Annotated in this window: 14 protein-coding genes; 7 read left to right on the forward strand and 7 right to left on the reverse strand. The window is 44.3% G+C overall.

Going from position 1 to position 15,003, the window contains the following annotated elements:
• Positions 1-23 precede the first annotated feature (23 nt).
• A complete protein-coding gene (gene fabF, locus ICL16_RS44045) occupies positions 24-1,277 on the reverse strand; it encodes a beta-ketoacyl-ACP synthase II (protein ID WP_190838985.1) in 1,254 nt (417 codons plus the stop codon).
• A gap of 176 nt (positions 1,278-1,453) precedes the next feature.
• On the reverse strand, positions 1,454-1,705 hold the full coding sequence (acpP, locus tag ICL16_RS44050) for an acyl carrier protein (protein ID WP_190838988.1): 252 nt from the start codon (positions 1,703-1,705) through the stop codon (positions 1,454-1,456).
• Positions 1,706-1,934: 229 nt separating this feature from the next.
• Between acpP and ICL16_RS44055 the strand changes: the two genes are divergently transcribed.
• Positions 1,935-2,843: a CoB--CoM heterodisulfide reductase iron-sulfur subunit B family protein gene (locus ICL16_RS44055; RefSeq protein ID WP_190838991.1), complete on the forward strand. Its 909-nt coding sequence runs from the start codon at positions 1,935-1,937 to the stop codon at positions 2,841-2,843.
• Between the two features lie 123 nt (positions 2,844-2,966).
• On the opposite strand, the gene ICL16_RS44060 is transcribed toward ICL16_RS44055, so the two are convergent.
• From ICL16_RS44060 to hslO, 3 genes are all read right to left on the reverse strand, one after another.
• Complete coding sequence (locus tag ICL16_RS44060; protein WP_238361219.1) at positions 2,967-3,173, reverse strand: hypothetical protein; 207 nt, start codon at positions 3,171-3,173, stop codon at positions 2,967-2,969.
• Between the two features lie 51 nt (positions 3,174-3,224).
• On the reverse strand, positions 3,225-5,258 hold the full coding sequence (locus tag ICL16_RS44065) for a chromosome segregation ATPase (RefSeq protein WP_190838994.1): 2,034 nt from the start codon (positions 5,256-5,258) through the stop codon (positions 3,225-3,227).
• Between the two features lie 152 nt (positions 5,259-5,410).
• Positions 5,411-6,316 carry an Hsp33 family molecular chaperone HslO gene (gene hslO, locus ICL16_RS44070; RefSeq protein ID WP_190838995.1) on the reverse strand — a complete coding sequence of 302 codons (906 nt, stop codon included), beginning with the start codon at positions 6,314-6,316 and terminating at the stop codon, positions 5,411-5,413.
• 162 nt (positions 6,317-6,478) lie between these two features.
• Between hslO and ICL16_RS44075 the strand changes: the two genes are divergently transcribed.
• A complete protein-coding gene (locus tag ICL16_RS44075; protein ID WP_190838998.1) occupies positions 6,479-6,865 on the forward strand; it encodes a hypothetical protein in 387 nt (128 codons plus the stop codon).
• 50 nt (positions 6,866-6,915) lie between these two features.
• On the opposite strand, the gene ICL16_RS44080 is transcribed toward ICL16_RS44075, so the two are convergent.
• The gene (locus ICL16_RS44080; RefSeq protein ID WP_190839001.1) at positions 6,916-8,127 is read right to left on the reverse strand and encodes an HhoA/HhoB/HtrA family serine endopeptidase; all 1,212 of its coding nucleotides are present in this window, start codon (positions 8,125-8,127) and stop codon (positions 6,916-6,918) included.
• Positions 8,128-8,304: 177 nt separating this feature from the next.
• Here ICL16_RS44080 and ICL16_RS44085 point away from each other — a divergent pair, with 177 nt between their 5' ends.
• The 3 genes from ICL16_RS44085 (at position 8,305) to ICL16_RS44095 (ending at position 9,489) form a co-directional block, all read left to right on the forward strand.
• Entirely contained in the window at positions 8,305-8,703 is a 399-nt protein-coding gene (locus ICL16_RS44085) for a metal-sensing transcriptional repressor (RefSeq protein WP_190839003.1), read from the forward strand.
• Between the two features lie 191 nt (positions 8,704-8,894).
• Positions 8,895-9,044 carry a hypothetical protein gene (locus ICL16_RS44090; protein WP_190839005.1) on the forward strand — a complete coding sequence of 50 codons (150 nt, stop codon included), beginning with the start codon at positions 8,895-8,897 and terminating at the stop codon, positions 9,042-9,044.
• 13 nt (positions 9,045-9,057) lie between these two features.
• The gene (locus tag ICL16_RS44095) at positions 9,058-9,489 is read left to right on the forward strand and encodes a hypothetical protein (RefSeq protein ID WP_190839007.1); all 432 of its coding nucleotides are present in this window, start codon (positions 9,058-9,060) and stop codon (positions 9,487-9,489) included.
• Positions 9,490-9,604: 115 nt separating this feature from the next.
• Here ICL16_RS44095 and ICL16_RS44100 read toward each other — a convergent pair whose 3' ends face one another.
• Positions 9,605-13,303, reverse strand: a complete 3,699-nt coding sequence (locus ICL16_RS44100) for a hydantoinase B/oxoprolinase family protein (protein ID WP_238361220.1) — start codon at positions 13,301-13,303, stop codon at positions 9,605-9,607.
• A gap of 49 nt (positions 13,304-13,352) precedes the next feature.
• Here ICL16_RS44100 and ICL16_RS44105 point away from each other — a divergent pair, with 49 nt between their 5' ends.
• On the forward strand, positions 13,353-13,541 hold the full coding sequence (locus tag ICL16_RS44105; RefSeq protein ID WP_190839009.1) for a DUF4089 domain-containing protein: 189 nt from the start codon (positions 13,353-13,355) through the stop codon (positions 13,539-13,541).
• The gene (locus ICL16_RS44110) at positions 13,538-14,926 is read left to right on the forward strand and encodes an AtzE family amidohydrolase (protein ID WP_190839011.1); all 1,389 of its coding nucleotides are present in this window, start codon (positions 13,538-13,540) and stop codon (positions 14,924-14,926) included. Before ICL16_RS44105 ends, ICL16_RS44110 begins: the two co-directional genes overlap by 4 nt.
• The last annotated feature ends 77 nt before the right edge of the window (positions 14,927-15,003 follow it).

Raw genomic sequence — 15,003 nt, forward strand, 5'->3', positions numbered from 1 at the left:
GCTAAGGGGACTAAATTATGCTTTTATGCATTAAGCTTCTTAAAAGCGAGGGTGACGTTATGTCCACCGAAGCCAAAAGAGTTTGATAGTGCCACATCAACATCTAAGGCGCGGCTGTGGTTAGGAATGTAATCTAGGTCACATTCAGGGTCGGGATTTTCTAAATTAATGGTGGGTGGAACCCGGTTGTGAGTGATCGCCAATACTGTTGCCACGGCTTCTATGCCACCCGATCCACCCAACAAATGACCTGTCATTGATTTGGTGGAGCTAATTGCTACCTTATAGGCATGATCTCCTAAAGCCTTTTTCATGGCAGCGGTTTCTGTGGGGTCGTTGACCGAAGTACTAGTACCGTGGGCATTGATATAGCTTACCAGTTCAGGAGATATTCTGGCGTCCTTGAGTGCCAACTGTATAGCTCTAGCTGCGCCTTCCCCACCAGGAATTGGGCTAGTCATATGGTATGCGTCACAAGTCATGCCATAGCCGACAATTTCCGCATAAATTTTCGCACCACGACTCAGAGCGTGCTGTAGTTCTTCGAGGATTAAAATTCCTGTACCTTCTCCCATGACAAATCCGTCGCGATCGCGATCAAACGGACGACTAGCATGAGCGGGATCGTGATTGCGGGTAGACAGAGTTCTCGCTGCGGCAAATCCTGCCATCCCTAATGGTGTAATTGCCGCCTCAGTGCCTCCACAAATCATGGCTTGGGCGTATCCACCTTGAACGATACGAAAAGCTTCTCCGATGGCATTTGAACCTGCTGCACAGGCAGTTACAGAGCAAGAATTTGGTCCTCTAGCACCAGTATGAATTGCCGTTAAACCTGCTGCCATGTTGGCAATCATCATTGGGATCATGAAGGGACTACAGCGATCTGGTCCACGGTTGAGGTAGATCGTTTGCTGGTCTTCCAGTACCTTCAAACCACCAATGCCAGAACCAATTATAACACCAATTTGTTCTGCATTTAAATCATTGATGACTAATTGAGCATCTGATAGTGCCTGTTTTGCTGCTGAAACGCCAAATTGAGCGAACCGATCCATGCGCTTAGCTTCTTTACGCTCCATGTAATCATGTGGATCGAAGTTCTTTACCTCTCCGGCAATGCGACAATCATGGCGAGAAGCATCAAACAAAGTAATTTCGCCAATACCATTACGCCCACTGACTAATCCGTCCCAATATTCTGTTGGTGTGTTACCTATTGGTGTAATCGCGCCAACACCCGTTACAACAACGCGTTTACGTATAAAATCACTCATGACGATCGTTTTAATGGCTCTTGATGCAGAAAAAAAGATGGGGAGTGAGGGAGTGAGGGAGTGAGGGAGTGAGGGAGAAAGGGAGAAAGGGAGTGAGGGAGAATTTAAATCTTATCTCCCAAACTCACAAACTCCCCTGCTCAAGAAGTCCCCTACTCCCCTACTCCCTGCCCCAATTAGGCGGATGTAGCAACTTTGTTGTTGATGTAGTCTACTGCCTCTTGAACTGTGGTAATTTTTTCGGCTGCTTCATCAGGAATTTCGATATCGAACTCTTCTTCTAAAGCCATTACCAGTTCAACTGTATCTAGGGAATCTGCCCCTAGATCGTTGGCAAAGTTGGATTGTGGTGTAATGGTGTCAGCCTCAACGCTGAGTTGATCGGCGACGATTTTCTTGACTTTTTCAAAAATTGGCGATTGACTCATAGATAAAATTCCTCAACCCGTTGCTATAATCCGCTATTTATGGGCTATGTGATTTTGAGCATATACATCTTAACGGAAAGCGCGATCGCTTACACTGTTTAGATGGCAATTGTTACTAAATTTCTTTGCGTTCATGACATTTTTTTATTCAATCATCTGACAAAAAGCTACTTACAAGCCATGATAAAAAAGTTATCGTTTGCACTGCCCCCCAATTAATTAGTTTAATATGGTATCTCAAACTTTGAAATATGCTTACTTCCCAGGTTGTGTTGCCCAAGGGGCTTGCGGGGAACTGCACCAATCCACTGTTGCCCTGACAAAAGCACTAGGTATCGAATTAATTGAACTCAAAAAAGCTGCTTGCTGCGGTTCTGGGACTTTTAAAGAAGATTCCCAACTTTTAGAAGACACTGTCAATGCCCGCAACATCGCCTTGGCAGAAGAATTAAACTTACCCTTACTTACTCATTGCAGCACATGTCAAGGTGTAATTGGTCACGTAGATGAGCGGCTCAAAGAATCTCAACAAACAAACCCCGATTACGTTGAGCAGGTAAATGGCTTGTTGCAAAAAGAAGGCTGCTTGCCTTATCGCGGCAAAACACAAGTCAAACATCTCCTCTATGCCTTAGTATCTGATTACGGTTTAGAGGAAATTCAAAAAAGAGTCACTCGTAAATTAACTGGACTCAAATGTGCTGCTTTTTACGGTTGTTATCTGCTGCGTGCGCAAAAATCCATCCCTGACGATCCTTTTCGACCGGAAGCGATGGAAAATGTCTTCCGTAGCTTAGATGCAACACCAGTATACTACAGAGGACGCACTCAATGTTGTGGGTGGCCTCTTTCTAGCTACGCCACTACTCAATCATTCAAGATGGCAGGAATGCATATTCAAGAGGCTTTGGCAAATGGTGCTGATTGTATGGTGACGCCTTGTCCTTTGTGTCACCTTAACTTAGATTCTCGTCAACCAGAGGTGGAAAAAGTCATTGGGCAAAAATTAGGTTTACCAGTGCTACATTTACCTCAGTTAATTGCTTTAGCTGTGGGAGTGAGTCCGAAAGCTCTGGGTTTAGATCGTCATATTGTTTCGACTCAGCCAGTTTTGGATAAATTAGCAGCAGTGGTGTAGTGTAAAGTGCTGATTTTATCAGTCATGAAAAACTAAAGTCCAAAGGTATGTCGAAGTGCAGCATTCACTGACGACATATCTAACCAAACTCTCCACGACTATAAGGCATCGTAGGCAGTCATTTCAGGTCGTTCCCAATCTGAGCGCAAAAGTGCGTAATCTAGCACGCAGATCTCTTGCTTGCTCTTGATCGATACCACGAGAAGACAAATCTACAGAATTAGGTGTGGATACAAAGGTAACAATAACTCGCGCTCCAACTGTTGCTTCCGGCACTTCAAGCAACTCAACTTTGCCGTCTCGATAAATCCCTTCTACTGACTGCAACATTGCTTTTACTTTCCCATATAACTCATTCGGTCTTATTTGTTGACTATTTCATCAGTAGTTGCTATAATTACCCCCTTGCTGATCGTAGGTGGGCGTGGTTTGCTCAAATGGTTGTTCAGATTGTTGGGGTTCGGGGTTGAGATACTCTTGCCAAGCCCTAATTTGCTCTCGTGCGGTACTGTAAGCAGCAGTACCGCGTGGAACCAACCTGGCTGTCTCAATACCTCTTTGAATATCAGATTCACCTTGAGAGCGTGCCATATCTAATATTTGCTGACTCCACTGATCGATCGCCACGTTAACATCAGTACGCAACATGCTATTTACTGGTACTCGATTCGCCCGCCGAATGGCATCTGCTAAAGCTTCGGGAGTTCCCGCCAGAGCAATTTCCCTCGCCCGCTTCCAGTTTTCTCTCGCCCACAGTTGTCCTTGCCAATCATTGATGGATGCTTGTGCTTGACGAGAAAGCGCTCTGCCGTTGGCTATTCTTTGCGCTAGAGTGATCGCTTCTGGTAAATTCCCACTCCGCGCCATTTCTCGTGCTTGATCTAAGTATGGTTGGTCTTCAATTCTTTGCACTTTATCTGTCCATGTGGCAATTTTTTGTCGCGCTTCACGGTATAATGCGCGTCCCTGACGAATTTGACTCGCTTCTGTAATTGCCGCATTCAAGGAGTTAACATCCTCGTACAAAGCTACTTGTTCAGCACGTTCTAAATATGGTCGATCTTCAATTGTCTGTACTTGTGCTACCCAGGTGGCGATTTCGCGGCTAGCTTCTTTAGCACGGGGGTTTGTCGTTGGGACAAGTTGTGCTTCCGCAATAGCTGCTGTCAGATTAGGAACTGTGCCAACGCTGGCTAGGGTGCGTGCTTTTTCCAGGCGGAATACGTCTTGAGCTTCTAGCTGCCAATAACCAATTAGTTGTTGTGCTTTATCATAACTTGGTCTTGTCGCATCAATTTGTTGCGCTTGGGATATTGCTGCTTCTAAACCGCCGATTGTACCAGTCCATGCGCTTCTTTGTGCTTCAGCTATGGTCACAAAGTCTTTCACATCTGATTGTATGCGAGCATTGGTGGGAATTTGTTGCGCAATAGAAATTGCTTCATCCGCGTCTTTTTGATCCAGTTTTTTCTGTGCCAATGCCAACATTTTCTGCCCAAAGTTAGGAATTGTATCTTGGGCTGTTTGATAGATGTAACTATTTGAGCCGATTGATTCTGCTATCTTGATCGCTTTTTGAAGACTCTTTAAATCACCTTTTTTGGCGATACTTTCAGCTTGTGCCAACTTCTCGCTTTCTTCTCTCGTTCTGATGATCGCACGATTTAATTCTTCGTACTTAATACTCTCCCAGTATTTATTGTCCACACGCAACAATTTTGCTGCGATCATAAATGCTTGATGCCAGTGCTGTTCGCGGATTTCTGATTCAGATTCTTTGTAAATGCTTTCTGCTTTCGACCAAGTTTTTTGCCAATCAGCAACTTTTTTGTTGACTAAAGAAGAACTGGGGACATCTTGGGGCAGTTTGCGGGCAATGGTGATCGCTTCTTCTATCTTCCCTGCTTGAAAAGTATCATCAGCCAGCTGAAGAATATCTTTAGACCATTCCTCAATTAAACGCTCAACTTCTCCCCGCATGGGGTGATCTTTGGGCAGATGCTGTACTAGAGTGATCGCGGAGAGCAAATCTTTCAACGTGAACTTAGAAGCCGCCAACTGAGCACAGTGTATTCTCACCGATGCACTTGCTAGGGGCCAAAAAATTGCCGGACAGTTTGGTGCTGCTGGCAGTTTTAGTAGCATCGACATTGCGGTGAATCCTATACTGCCAGTCATCACAGTGACAAACATTGTCCAAAATACCCAACTAGTCATCCATTTGGGTATTTGCCAGGAACTGCTACCTGCTGGTATTTCTGTACTCTTTTGCGAGCGCTTCACAGACTTGGAGGTTGAACCAGTAGCTTGCACAGACTCTTGATCGCTGTCTTTCTGATGGGATAACCTTGTCATATTATCTGTCTTTCTTGCTCTGGTTGAGGACCAACTCTCTGGAATATTCCGCTCTGTCATCTCTCACACCAAATTTATTAAATAGAGATCGGTTTATTGATCTAATTTTCTGTTGTTGCCATAGTAACTTTCTCGTTGAGAAAAAGCTACCCTTGCATGATTATATTCTCACAATCACCTTTTTTCTCCAACTCCATTATTTTTATAATTCTTTATACTGAAGCTGAAGATTCTGCTTGCAGATCGTCAATTAGCTGAGCTAAATGAGCGCTAGAAGCTTGGTAGACTGTACCACAAAAGTGGCATGTTGCTTCTGCACCATCATCTTTCACAATCATGTCTTGTAGTTCTGCTTCTCCCAACATCTTGAGTGCTCCTAACACCCGCTCAAATGAGCAATTACATTGGAAACGCAGCATTTGAGTTTCCGGAAATATTTCCAGTCCCATATCTCCCAACAAGTCTTGGAAAATTTCTGGTAATGTCTTCCCTGCTTGCAGCAAAGGAGTAAAGCCGGATATTGCTGCTACCCTGGATTCTAATATTTCTACTAGAGCTTCATCTCTGGCTGCTTTTGGCATCACCTGTATCAGCAATCCGCCCGATGCTGTTACTCCCGTTGCACCAACAAACACTCCTAAAACTATAGCGGAAGGTGTTTGTTCCGAACTAACTAGGTAATGAGCCACATCATCCCCAATTTCTCCAGAAACCAGTTCTACTGTACTAGAGTAGGGGTAGCCGTAGCCAACATCGCGTACAACATAAAGATAGCCGTTGCCAACTGCACCACCGACGTCTAACTTACCTTTGGCATTTGGCGGTAACTCCACGCTAGGATTTTCTACATACCCGCGTACTGTACCATCCAAACCTGCATCTACCAGTATACCACCCAAAAGTCCATCGCCTTTAACTCGAACATTAACTCTTGAGCCAGTTCTTTTCATATTAGAAGCCATCAACAAGCCTGCGGTCATTGTCCGACCTAAAGCAGCTGTCGCCACATAAGAAAGCTGATGACGCCCTCGTGCTTCTTCTGTCAAGCGTGTGGTAATCGCTCCCACCGCACGAATCCCACCATCAGCCGCTGCGGCACGAATTAACTGATCCGCCATGAACAACCTTACCAAATATAATAATTTCCCCCAGCTTTAAAACTGGGAAACAATAATTATTTTATTATAACAAAACTTAACTTAAACATAATAATGTTGTACATTTAAGCATCAAGACTGTCAATATAGTTATGCTAGATTAAAAACTAAGAATTAATAAAAATGTTGGGTAATTTTCAGAAAAGTCAACTACGTATAGAAATTAATGCATCAGAGAAGGCAATTCGCAATAGTTTGCTACGTGCTGAGCAATTAGAAAAATGGCAACTTTCCCAAGGCTTTATCCCAGGAATGCCTGAAGAATTGTATTCTGGATTTGAGTTTACCACCAAAACTGGACGAGTGGCAATCCATCACCAAGTCGATGTATTGGGGACAAACTGTTTGCGCTTACTACTCAGTCAAGGAATTGACGGCTTCCATGAATGGTACTGGGGAGAAGGTTGGTTGCAATCTCGCATAGAAGGGGTGACAATTCTTCCCCTTGCTTTAGGTCATAGTCTCAGTTTACTGAGTTTGCGATCATTTTTAACAGGGAAAGCGGTTTGATTCAGAAACCCGGTTTCTTAAAGAAACCGGGTTTCTTTGTTAATCTTCTCCTACGAAGCATCCTTCAACTCAGCAGTACGGACTGATAGCTGCTGTGTCTGATTACCTCTTTGCAATTTCAACTGCAATGGTTGACCAACACGACTATTTTCCACAATATCAAGTAACTGTTCGCCTTTGGTGATTTTTTGCCCTTCAGCTTGAACAATCACATCGCCAGGGCGGATACCGGCGGCAGCGGCTGGGGAGTTGGGTACAACTCTAGCGACTAAAATACCGTTAATTTCTGGTAATTGAACGGGGGTATTGGGGTTAGCATTGAGTCTGCGTGCTAAATCGGGGGTTAAGTCTTCCATTCCCACACCTAAGTAAGGGTGAACAACTCTTTCGCCCCGTTGCAATCGGCTGGCAATTGTTTTAGCTTTGTCGATGGGAATAGCAAACCCAATTCCAGTAGCATCACCACGAATAGCGGTGTTGATACCAATTACTTCACCCTGCCCATTCAACAGTGGTCCGCCGGAGTTACCGGGGTTAATAGCAGCGTCAGTTTGGATGAATTCTAGGCGTTTGTTGTTAATACCTACATCGCGGCTGGAACGTCTGAGGGTACTAACAATTCCTAAAGTGACGGTGTTGTCTAATCCCAGGGGGTTACCTACGGCGATCGCCCAGTCTCCCACCTGTACATTACCAGAAGATCCCAAGGGAGCTACTGGTAAATCGCCACCTGTATTAATTTTTACTACTGCTAAATCAGTGATTTCATCAACACCTTGAACTTTACCTTCAAAGGAGCGACCATCTTTGAAGCGGACTGTTACTTTATCAGCTTTATCCACTACGTGGGCATTGGTAAGAATCAACCCACTTTTGTCAATAATAAAACCTGAACCAAGACCGCGCATTTGCTCAGGCGGAAGCTGTTGGAGAGAGCGATCGCCGAAAAACTGGCGAAAGAAAGGATCATCCAATAGTGGATTGGCACTGCGAGCAACTGTTCTTTCCGTATCAATTCTTACTACTGCTGAGCCAACGCGATTTACTGCTGCAGTAACAAAACTACTGCTACCTATAGCGTTATTTACAGGGGTTTGCCTTTGGGCAATTAGTTGGGGCGGCTCAGCGTTTATGTAGTTGGGTGCTGGTTCCGCTTGGGAGGGTGACACCTTCAAAGTGCCAACGGTAAGTAGAACACCTAAAAATAGTGCTAAGACATGGGTAAAAAGTTGACGCATAGTCAGAGGTGATTTAGATCGCATAACCACAAGTTAATTTTTCAGTTTAATTGTTGCTTGTTGTAATTGTCTCTAAAACTATTTTCACAGTTAAATTGATGATTTATGCTAGGAGACGTTTGCTTTTTACTTCAAGTTTCACACTTTCACCCCATAGACCGAGTAGGTTAGGATCTTAATTAGTGCCATAACGGTAAAACCATGAAAGGATCGAACCGATTACCACAAGAATCCTTGCCCAACTCCGATCAAGAAGATTTACTTGTTCAGGATACAGAGCATAAGCATGGCGATCGCACTCATAAGCATGGACAATCGGCGCATCCTCATGTCCACACCGAAGAGTCTTTGCGGCGAATAGTGAATCGTCTTTCACGTATAGAAGGACACATTCGTGGCATTAAAACTATGGTACAACAAAATAGCCCTTGTCCAGATGTTCTACTGCAAATTGCCGCTGTACGCGGTGCATTAGATCGAGTGGCACGAATAGTTCTGGATGAGCATTTAACTGAATGTATTGCCAGAGCATCGAAAGAGGGCAATATTGAAGTTGAAATTGAACAACTCAAAGCTGCTTTAGATCGGTTTTTACCTTAGAGAGATAAAAAAGCAACCAATCAGCTATATTTGTTCTTATTTGAGTCCAATACAAACTTTTTTTGTAGGATGTGGCTCTCTAGTCCGTTCAAATTCGGGCAGGATGCCCACCCCACAAGATGTATATTTTATACCCATCCTAGCACTTTCTTAGTTATCCTGTACGCGATATAGATTTTACAAGTCCCACAATGCCTAACGGTACACCTTACCCAGGACATTTAGAACCGCCACATCAACATATTTGGCAAGTCAACGATCCTAATATCGGTGCTAAGTCTGGTTTTAGAAGAAGTCGCCTTCCTCAACCTTTAAACTTAGAAGATATGATTGAACTTTGAAATAGGAGGCAATATGCGAGGTGTGATCATTACTGATGAGACAGAAGATAACCTTTTAGCAGTTAATTTATTAGATATACTTCGCTTGCTCGAACCACTTGCTCTAAATTCTGAATGGGATATTTCTGGCTTAGAGTGTTTTGGCAGTTCCGCCGATCAATTACACCAATTGGCAGATGCAAAGGTGAGAGTAGCGGGAAGAATTTTGCTCGAATTAGCAGCTAGTTTAACACAAATTATTGATGGTGTATTCTCCGGCTACTTAAGTGGTACGCTTAAGCCTTGGATAATTGTTCGTGCAGTCGATGGCTTTGCTTATGATGTGAGAACAGAAAATGAAGATGTGCTAATACGAATACGGCAAAACTTCCAGAAGGTTATTGATATTCCTTGTCTGCCGGAAGATGACGAAGCAATTACAAAAGTGGGCGCAGGTATAGATTAATATAGTAATAAAGCAATTTGGTCAATTTCTGCGCTTGTTTCTAGTGTAATCTTTTAATAAGCTAGTAATAGTAATGCTGTAGCACATCAATACTTCAATCTTGCCAGTTGTTAACTTAACCAAATCCTCCACCTCCAGGCGTTTCAATCACAAACACATCGCCTGGATGCATTTGAACTTCAGCTTTACTAGGCAGGGGTTCGATCCCATCACAATGTTCTACCCAATTGCGTCCAATCGCACCTGGTTCGCCACCATTTAACCCAAAGGGCGGTAGGATGCGATGACCTGATAAAATTGCAGCAGTCATGGTTTCGCGGAATTTAATCCGACGAATGACTCCGTTTCCACCCTTGTGTTTTCCCGAACCACCACTATTGGGACGAATGGCAAACTCTTCAACTAAAACTGGGAATCGCCATTCTAGCACTTCCGGATCGGTAAGGCGTGAGTTAGTCATATGAGTCTGAACAGCATCAGTACCGTTAAAGGTTGCCCCAGCACCAGAACCACCGCAGATGGTTTCATAATATTGGTACTGGTCATTGCCAAAAGTAAAGTTATTCATTGTACCACAAGATGCTGCCATTATACCAAGCGCACCGTACAGAGCATTTGCGATCGCTTGGGATGTTTCGACGTTGCCTGCGACAACGGCGGCTGGATATTGGGGATTCAACAAACAACCTTCTGGAATAATGATTTCTAAAGGTTTGAGGCATCCAGCATTGAGGGGAATGTCATCATCAACTAATGTACGAAAAACATAAAGAACAACCGCTTTACAAATTGCTCTTGGTGCATTCAAATTTGTCGATTGCTGAGGAGAAGTTCCGGTAAAATCAATTTGGGCAGAGCGTGAGCGATGATTGATCGTAATCTTGACTTTGATTTCACTGCCATCATCCATTGTATAAGTAAATCTACCATCTTGAAGCACATCAATCACGCGCCGCACTGATTCTTCAGCATTATCTTGGACATGTTGCATATAGGCTTGCACGGTTGCTAATCCGTAATGCTCAACCATGCGGCAGAGTTCCTGCACGCCTCGCTCATTAGCGGCAATCTGTGCTTGAAGATCTGCTAAATTTTGCTTCGGATTACGTACCGGATAATTACCTGCTGTCAACAATTCTCGTAATTCTACTTCCTTGAAGCGTCCTTGCTCTACAAGCTGAAAATTGTCAAGCAAAATGCCTTCTTGGTTTATAGTGGTGCTGTGTGGTGGCATTGAACCTGGTGTAATCCCGCCGATGTCGGCATGGTGTCCCCGCGAGGCTACGTAGAATAACGGAGTTACAGCTTGGGAGGTAAAAACAGGAGTAATAACTGTGACATCGGGAAGATGCGTACCCCCATTGTAGGGATTATTAGAAACATAGGCATCTCCAGGTTTAATTGTATTACCTTTGGCTTGGATTAAACTAGCCACACTTTCACTCATCGAACCAAGATGGACTGGAATATGGGGCGCGTTGGCAACGAGTTGCCCATGAAGATCAAAAATGGCGCAGGAAAAATCAAGCCTTTCCTTAATATTAACCGAGTAACTTGTGTTTTGCAGCGTGACACCCATGGATTCTGCGCTCGCTCGCACTAAATTGTTGAAAATTTCCAACAAAACCGGATTAGGAGCAACACTATTCGGAACCTGGGTAGAATTATCTCCCCCACTCCCTCTCTCTCCCACTCCCTCTCTCCCCCACTCCCTCTCTCCCCTACTCCCCCTACTCAAAATCAAGTGATTCCGTTCGGTTAATTCTGCACACCAACCAGGCTCAATGATGTTTGTTCCTGTGGGTTCAATAATTAAGGCAGTTCCAGTAATGCGATCGCCTGATTTTAAATCTTCACGTTGATAAACTTGAGCATGATGCCATTTACCTTTGGTGTAAATTTGAACTGTGGCGATTGCTTCCAGGGGTGTAGTTCTACTTGATGTCAGTATTGGTTCTTCAAAGTTGATTGTTCGTCCCACCACTTCTACAGATACTGCTTCCACTATCAGCGCTTTATCCATTGTGAAACCGTAACGTTGGTGGTAAGATTGAGAGAAGGACTCGCGCATGGAAACTACATCCCCAAAATCTACCACCAAAGCAGAATCCGTCCCCGCATAACGTAGATGTGCTTTGTGCAGAACGTCGATTTGAGACTCAGCGATACCCTGTTGCACAATTTCCGAGCGCCCTTCTATTCCAAGGGTAGTAAGTATTTGTTGGAGCGAGGGTATTTCTGACTCGGTTAATTGAACTTCCACTGCTTTTTGTTTGAGAGTGCGCACATCTGCCAATCCAATCCCATAGGCAGATAGCACACCTGCATAGGGATGAATGAAAATTCTCGTCATCCCTAAAGCTTCAGCAATCAAGCAAGCATGTTGTCCACCAGCACCACCGAAGCAGCACAAAGTATATTCTGTGATATCATAGCCACGTTGAATCGAGATTTTCTTAATTGCGTTCGCCATTTTGTTGATTGCGATCGCTAAAAACCCTTCGGCTACTTGTTCTGGCTGTTGTGAAAAACCAGTTTTTTCACCAATTTCGGCAGACAATTCGGTAAACTTTTGCCGTACAATCTCAGTATCTAGGGGTAAGTTACCTTCAGTGCCAAACACAGAGGGGAAAAAAGCGGCTTGAAGTTTGCCGACCATTACATTACAATCAGTTACAGTTAACGAACCCAACCGACGGTAAGCCGCAGGACCTGGGTATGCACCAGCTGATTCAGGACCTACTCGATAGCGAGAACCATCGAAGAAAAGAATTGATCCACCGCCTGCTGCTATGGTATGAATTGACATCATCGGCGCACGCAACCGCACTCCAGCAACTTCGGTTTCAAATGTGCGCTCGTATTCACCGTTATAATGCGACACATCGGTGGATGTACCGCCCATGTCAAATCCGATGATTTTGTCAAAACCAGCCATTGCGCTTGTCTTCACGGCTCCGACGATTCCACCCGCAGGCCCAGATAGGATACTATCTTTGCCTTGAAATCTGTTAGCATCAATTAAACCGCCGTTGGATTGCATGAACATGAGTTGGGGTGCGGCACTATCTATCGGTGCTTGAAGTTCTGTAGCGACTTGATCTACATAACGTCGTAAAATCGGAGATAGATAGGCATCAACTACAGTGGTATCGCCCCGGCTAACTAGTTTCATCAGTGGACTGACTTCATGAGATACTGAGATTTGGGTAAAACCGATGTCACGGGCGATGGCGGCAATTTGTTGCTCGTGGTTGGGGTAGCGGTAGCCGTGAAGGAATGCGATCGCACAAGCCCGAATGCCAGCGTCGTATGCTGATTGTAGCGATTGCATAAGTTGAGGATTAATTTGAACGCTTAGGAGTTCTTCACCCTGAGCGCTATAGCGTTCTTCGACTTCAATTACCCGTTCATAGAGCATTTCTGGCAAAACAATGTGACGCGCAAAGATATTAGGACGATTTTGATAACCAATGCGTAACGCATCACGGAAACCCTTGGTGATTAGTAAAAGTGTGCGCGAACCTTGACGCTCTAATAGTGCATTTGTCGCCACCGTCGTTCCCATCTTGACAACAGCAATTTGCAAAAGAGGAATTGGCGCATCAGATGCAATGCCCAAGATATCTCGAATACCTTGAATTGCGGCATCTGTGTAACGTTCTGGATTGGACGACAACAGTTTGTGAACGATGATTTTACCATCTGTTCTTTGTGCCACTATATCAGTAAACGTGCCGCCTCGATCAATCCAAAACTGCCAGCGTTGAGTAATGGGGTTGTTCATGGAACGATGATTCTGAACGATGACCATTCTATTCTGATTAGAAATTATAATTTAAATACAAATTCACACGAGCAAGATGGAAAGTAAAGAATTTGATGTGGGTGAGTATGTAGAATTGATGGCATTGTTGTTAAATTTGCAGCTACGCAATTCGGATCGTGATGGGGTAGTGGCAAATTTTCAAAGGATAATGGCGATCGCTCAAGTTGTCAATCAATTCTCATTACCAGAAGAAATCGAAGCTTCCCCAGTATTTGAACCATGAATTTAACAGAAGTTGATGCGCTAGCAATAGCAACTGCTGTGCTACAAGGTAGAATTAGCGCAGTAGAAGTTACACAAGCTGCTTTACAAAGAATTGCCGCGCGAGATGGTGAACTTAATTGTTTTACTGCTGTAACTACTGATACTGCTTTGGTAGATGCAGAACGAATAGACAGGGAAATTGCCCAAGGTAATCATCCGGGAATACTGGCGGGTGTGCCTTTTGCTGTGAAAAATCTCTTTGATGTTGCAGGTGTTGTCACTTTAGCAGGGGCAAAAATTAATGCCCAGAATCCAGCAGCAACTCAAGATGCAACTGCAGTGACAAAGTTGAAACAAGCAGGTGCAGTACTTGTCGGCACTTTGAATATGGATGAGTACGCCTACGGATTTGTCACAGAAAACTCTCATTATGGTGCTACCCATAACCCTCATGATATACAGCGCGTAGCAGGAGGTTCATCGGGAGGTTCAGCGGCAGCAGTTGCATCTGGATTAGTTCCGCTCACACTGGGTTCTGATACCAACGGTTCAATTCGGGTGCCGGCAGCTTTATGTGGTGTTTTTGGTTTCAAGCCTACCTATGGAAGGTTGTCTCGTGCTGGAGTAGCTTTATTTTCTAGCAGTTTCGATCACATTGGACCATTTGCTCGTTCTGTGCGCGATCTTGCTACAGCGTTTGATATACTTCAGGGTGAAGATGAAAAAGACCCGGTTTGTACAAAACGTCCACCTGTAGAGACTTCGTATTTCGCGTCTCTACAAAATATTGATGGTATACGCATTGCCATTGCAGACAATTATTTCACTAAAGGGGCAAAACCTGAAGCATTAGCAGCAGTGCAAAAAGTTGCTGATGCTCTAGGAGTACGTGAATACGTCACCATACCAGAAGCACATCGCGCCAGGGCGGCAGCGTTTGTAATTACAGCTTGTGAAGGGGCAAACTTGCACTTAGACAAATTACGTACTCGCCCCCACGACTTCGATCGAGCAACACGCGATCGCTTTTTAGCTGGTGCATTAATTCCCAGTAGCTGGTACATCCAAGCGCAGCGATTTAGAACCTGGTACAGAGATAGAGTCAGGGAAGTATTTCAAAACGTTGATATCATCCTTGCCCCAACTACTCCAATTACAGCACCCTTAATTGGGCAACAAACTATGATGATAGATGGGGAAGAAATACTTGTTCGTCCTCACTTAGGCTTATTCACACAACCATTATCCTTCATCGGCTTACCAGTTTTATCAGTACCCATCCAACGCCCAAACACCCTACCTCTTGGTGTACAGTTAATAGCTGCACCTTATAATGAAGCTTTGATATTACAGGTTGCAGCAGTGTTGGAGGCAAAGGGAGTGATATCAGCAACTGTGGTGTAGAAAATAATCTCACGCAAAGGCGCAAAGGCGCAAAAGTATCTACCTCAGCGGCAAATTGTAGCGCCTAACAACAAGAT

This window comes from Iningainema tapete BLCC-T55 (assembly GCF_014698965.1).
Taxonomy (GTDB): Bacteria; Cyanobacteriota; Cyanobacteriia; order Cyanobacteriales; family Nostocaceae; genus Iningainema; species Iningainema tapete.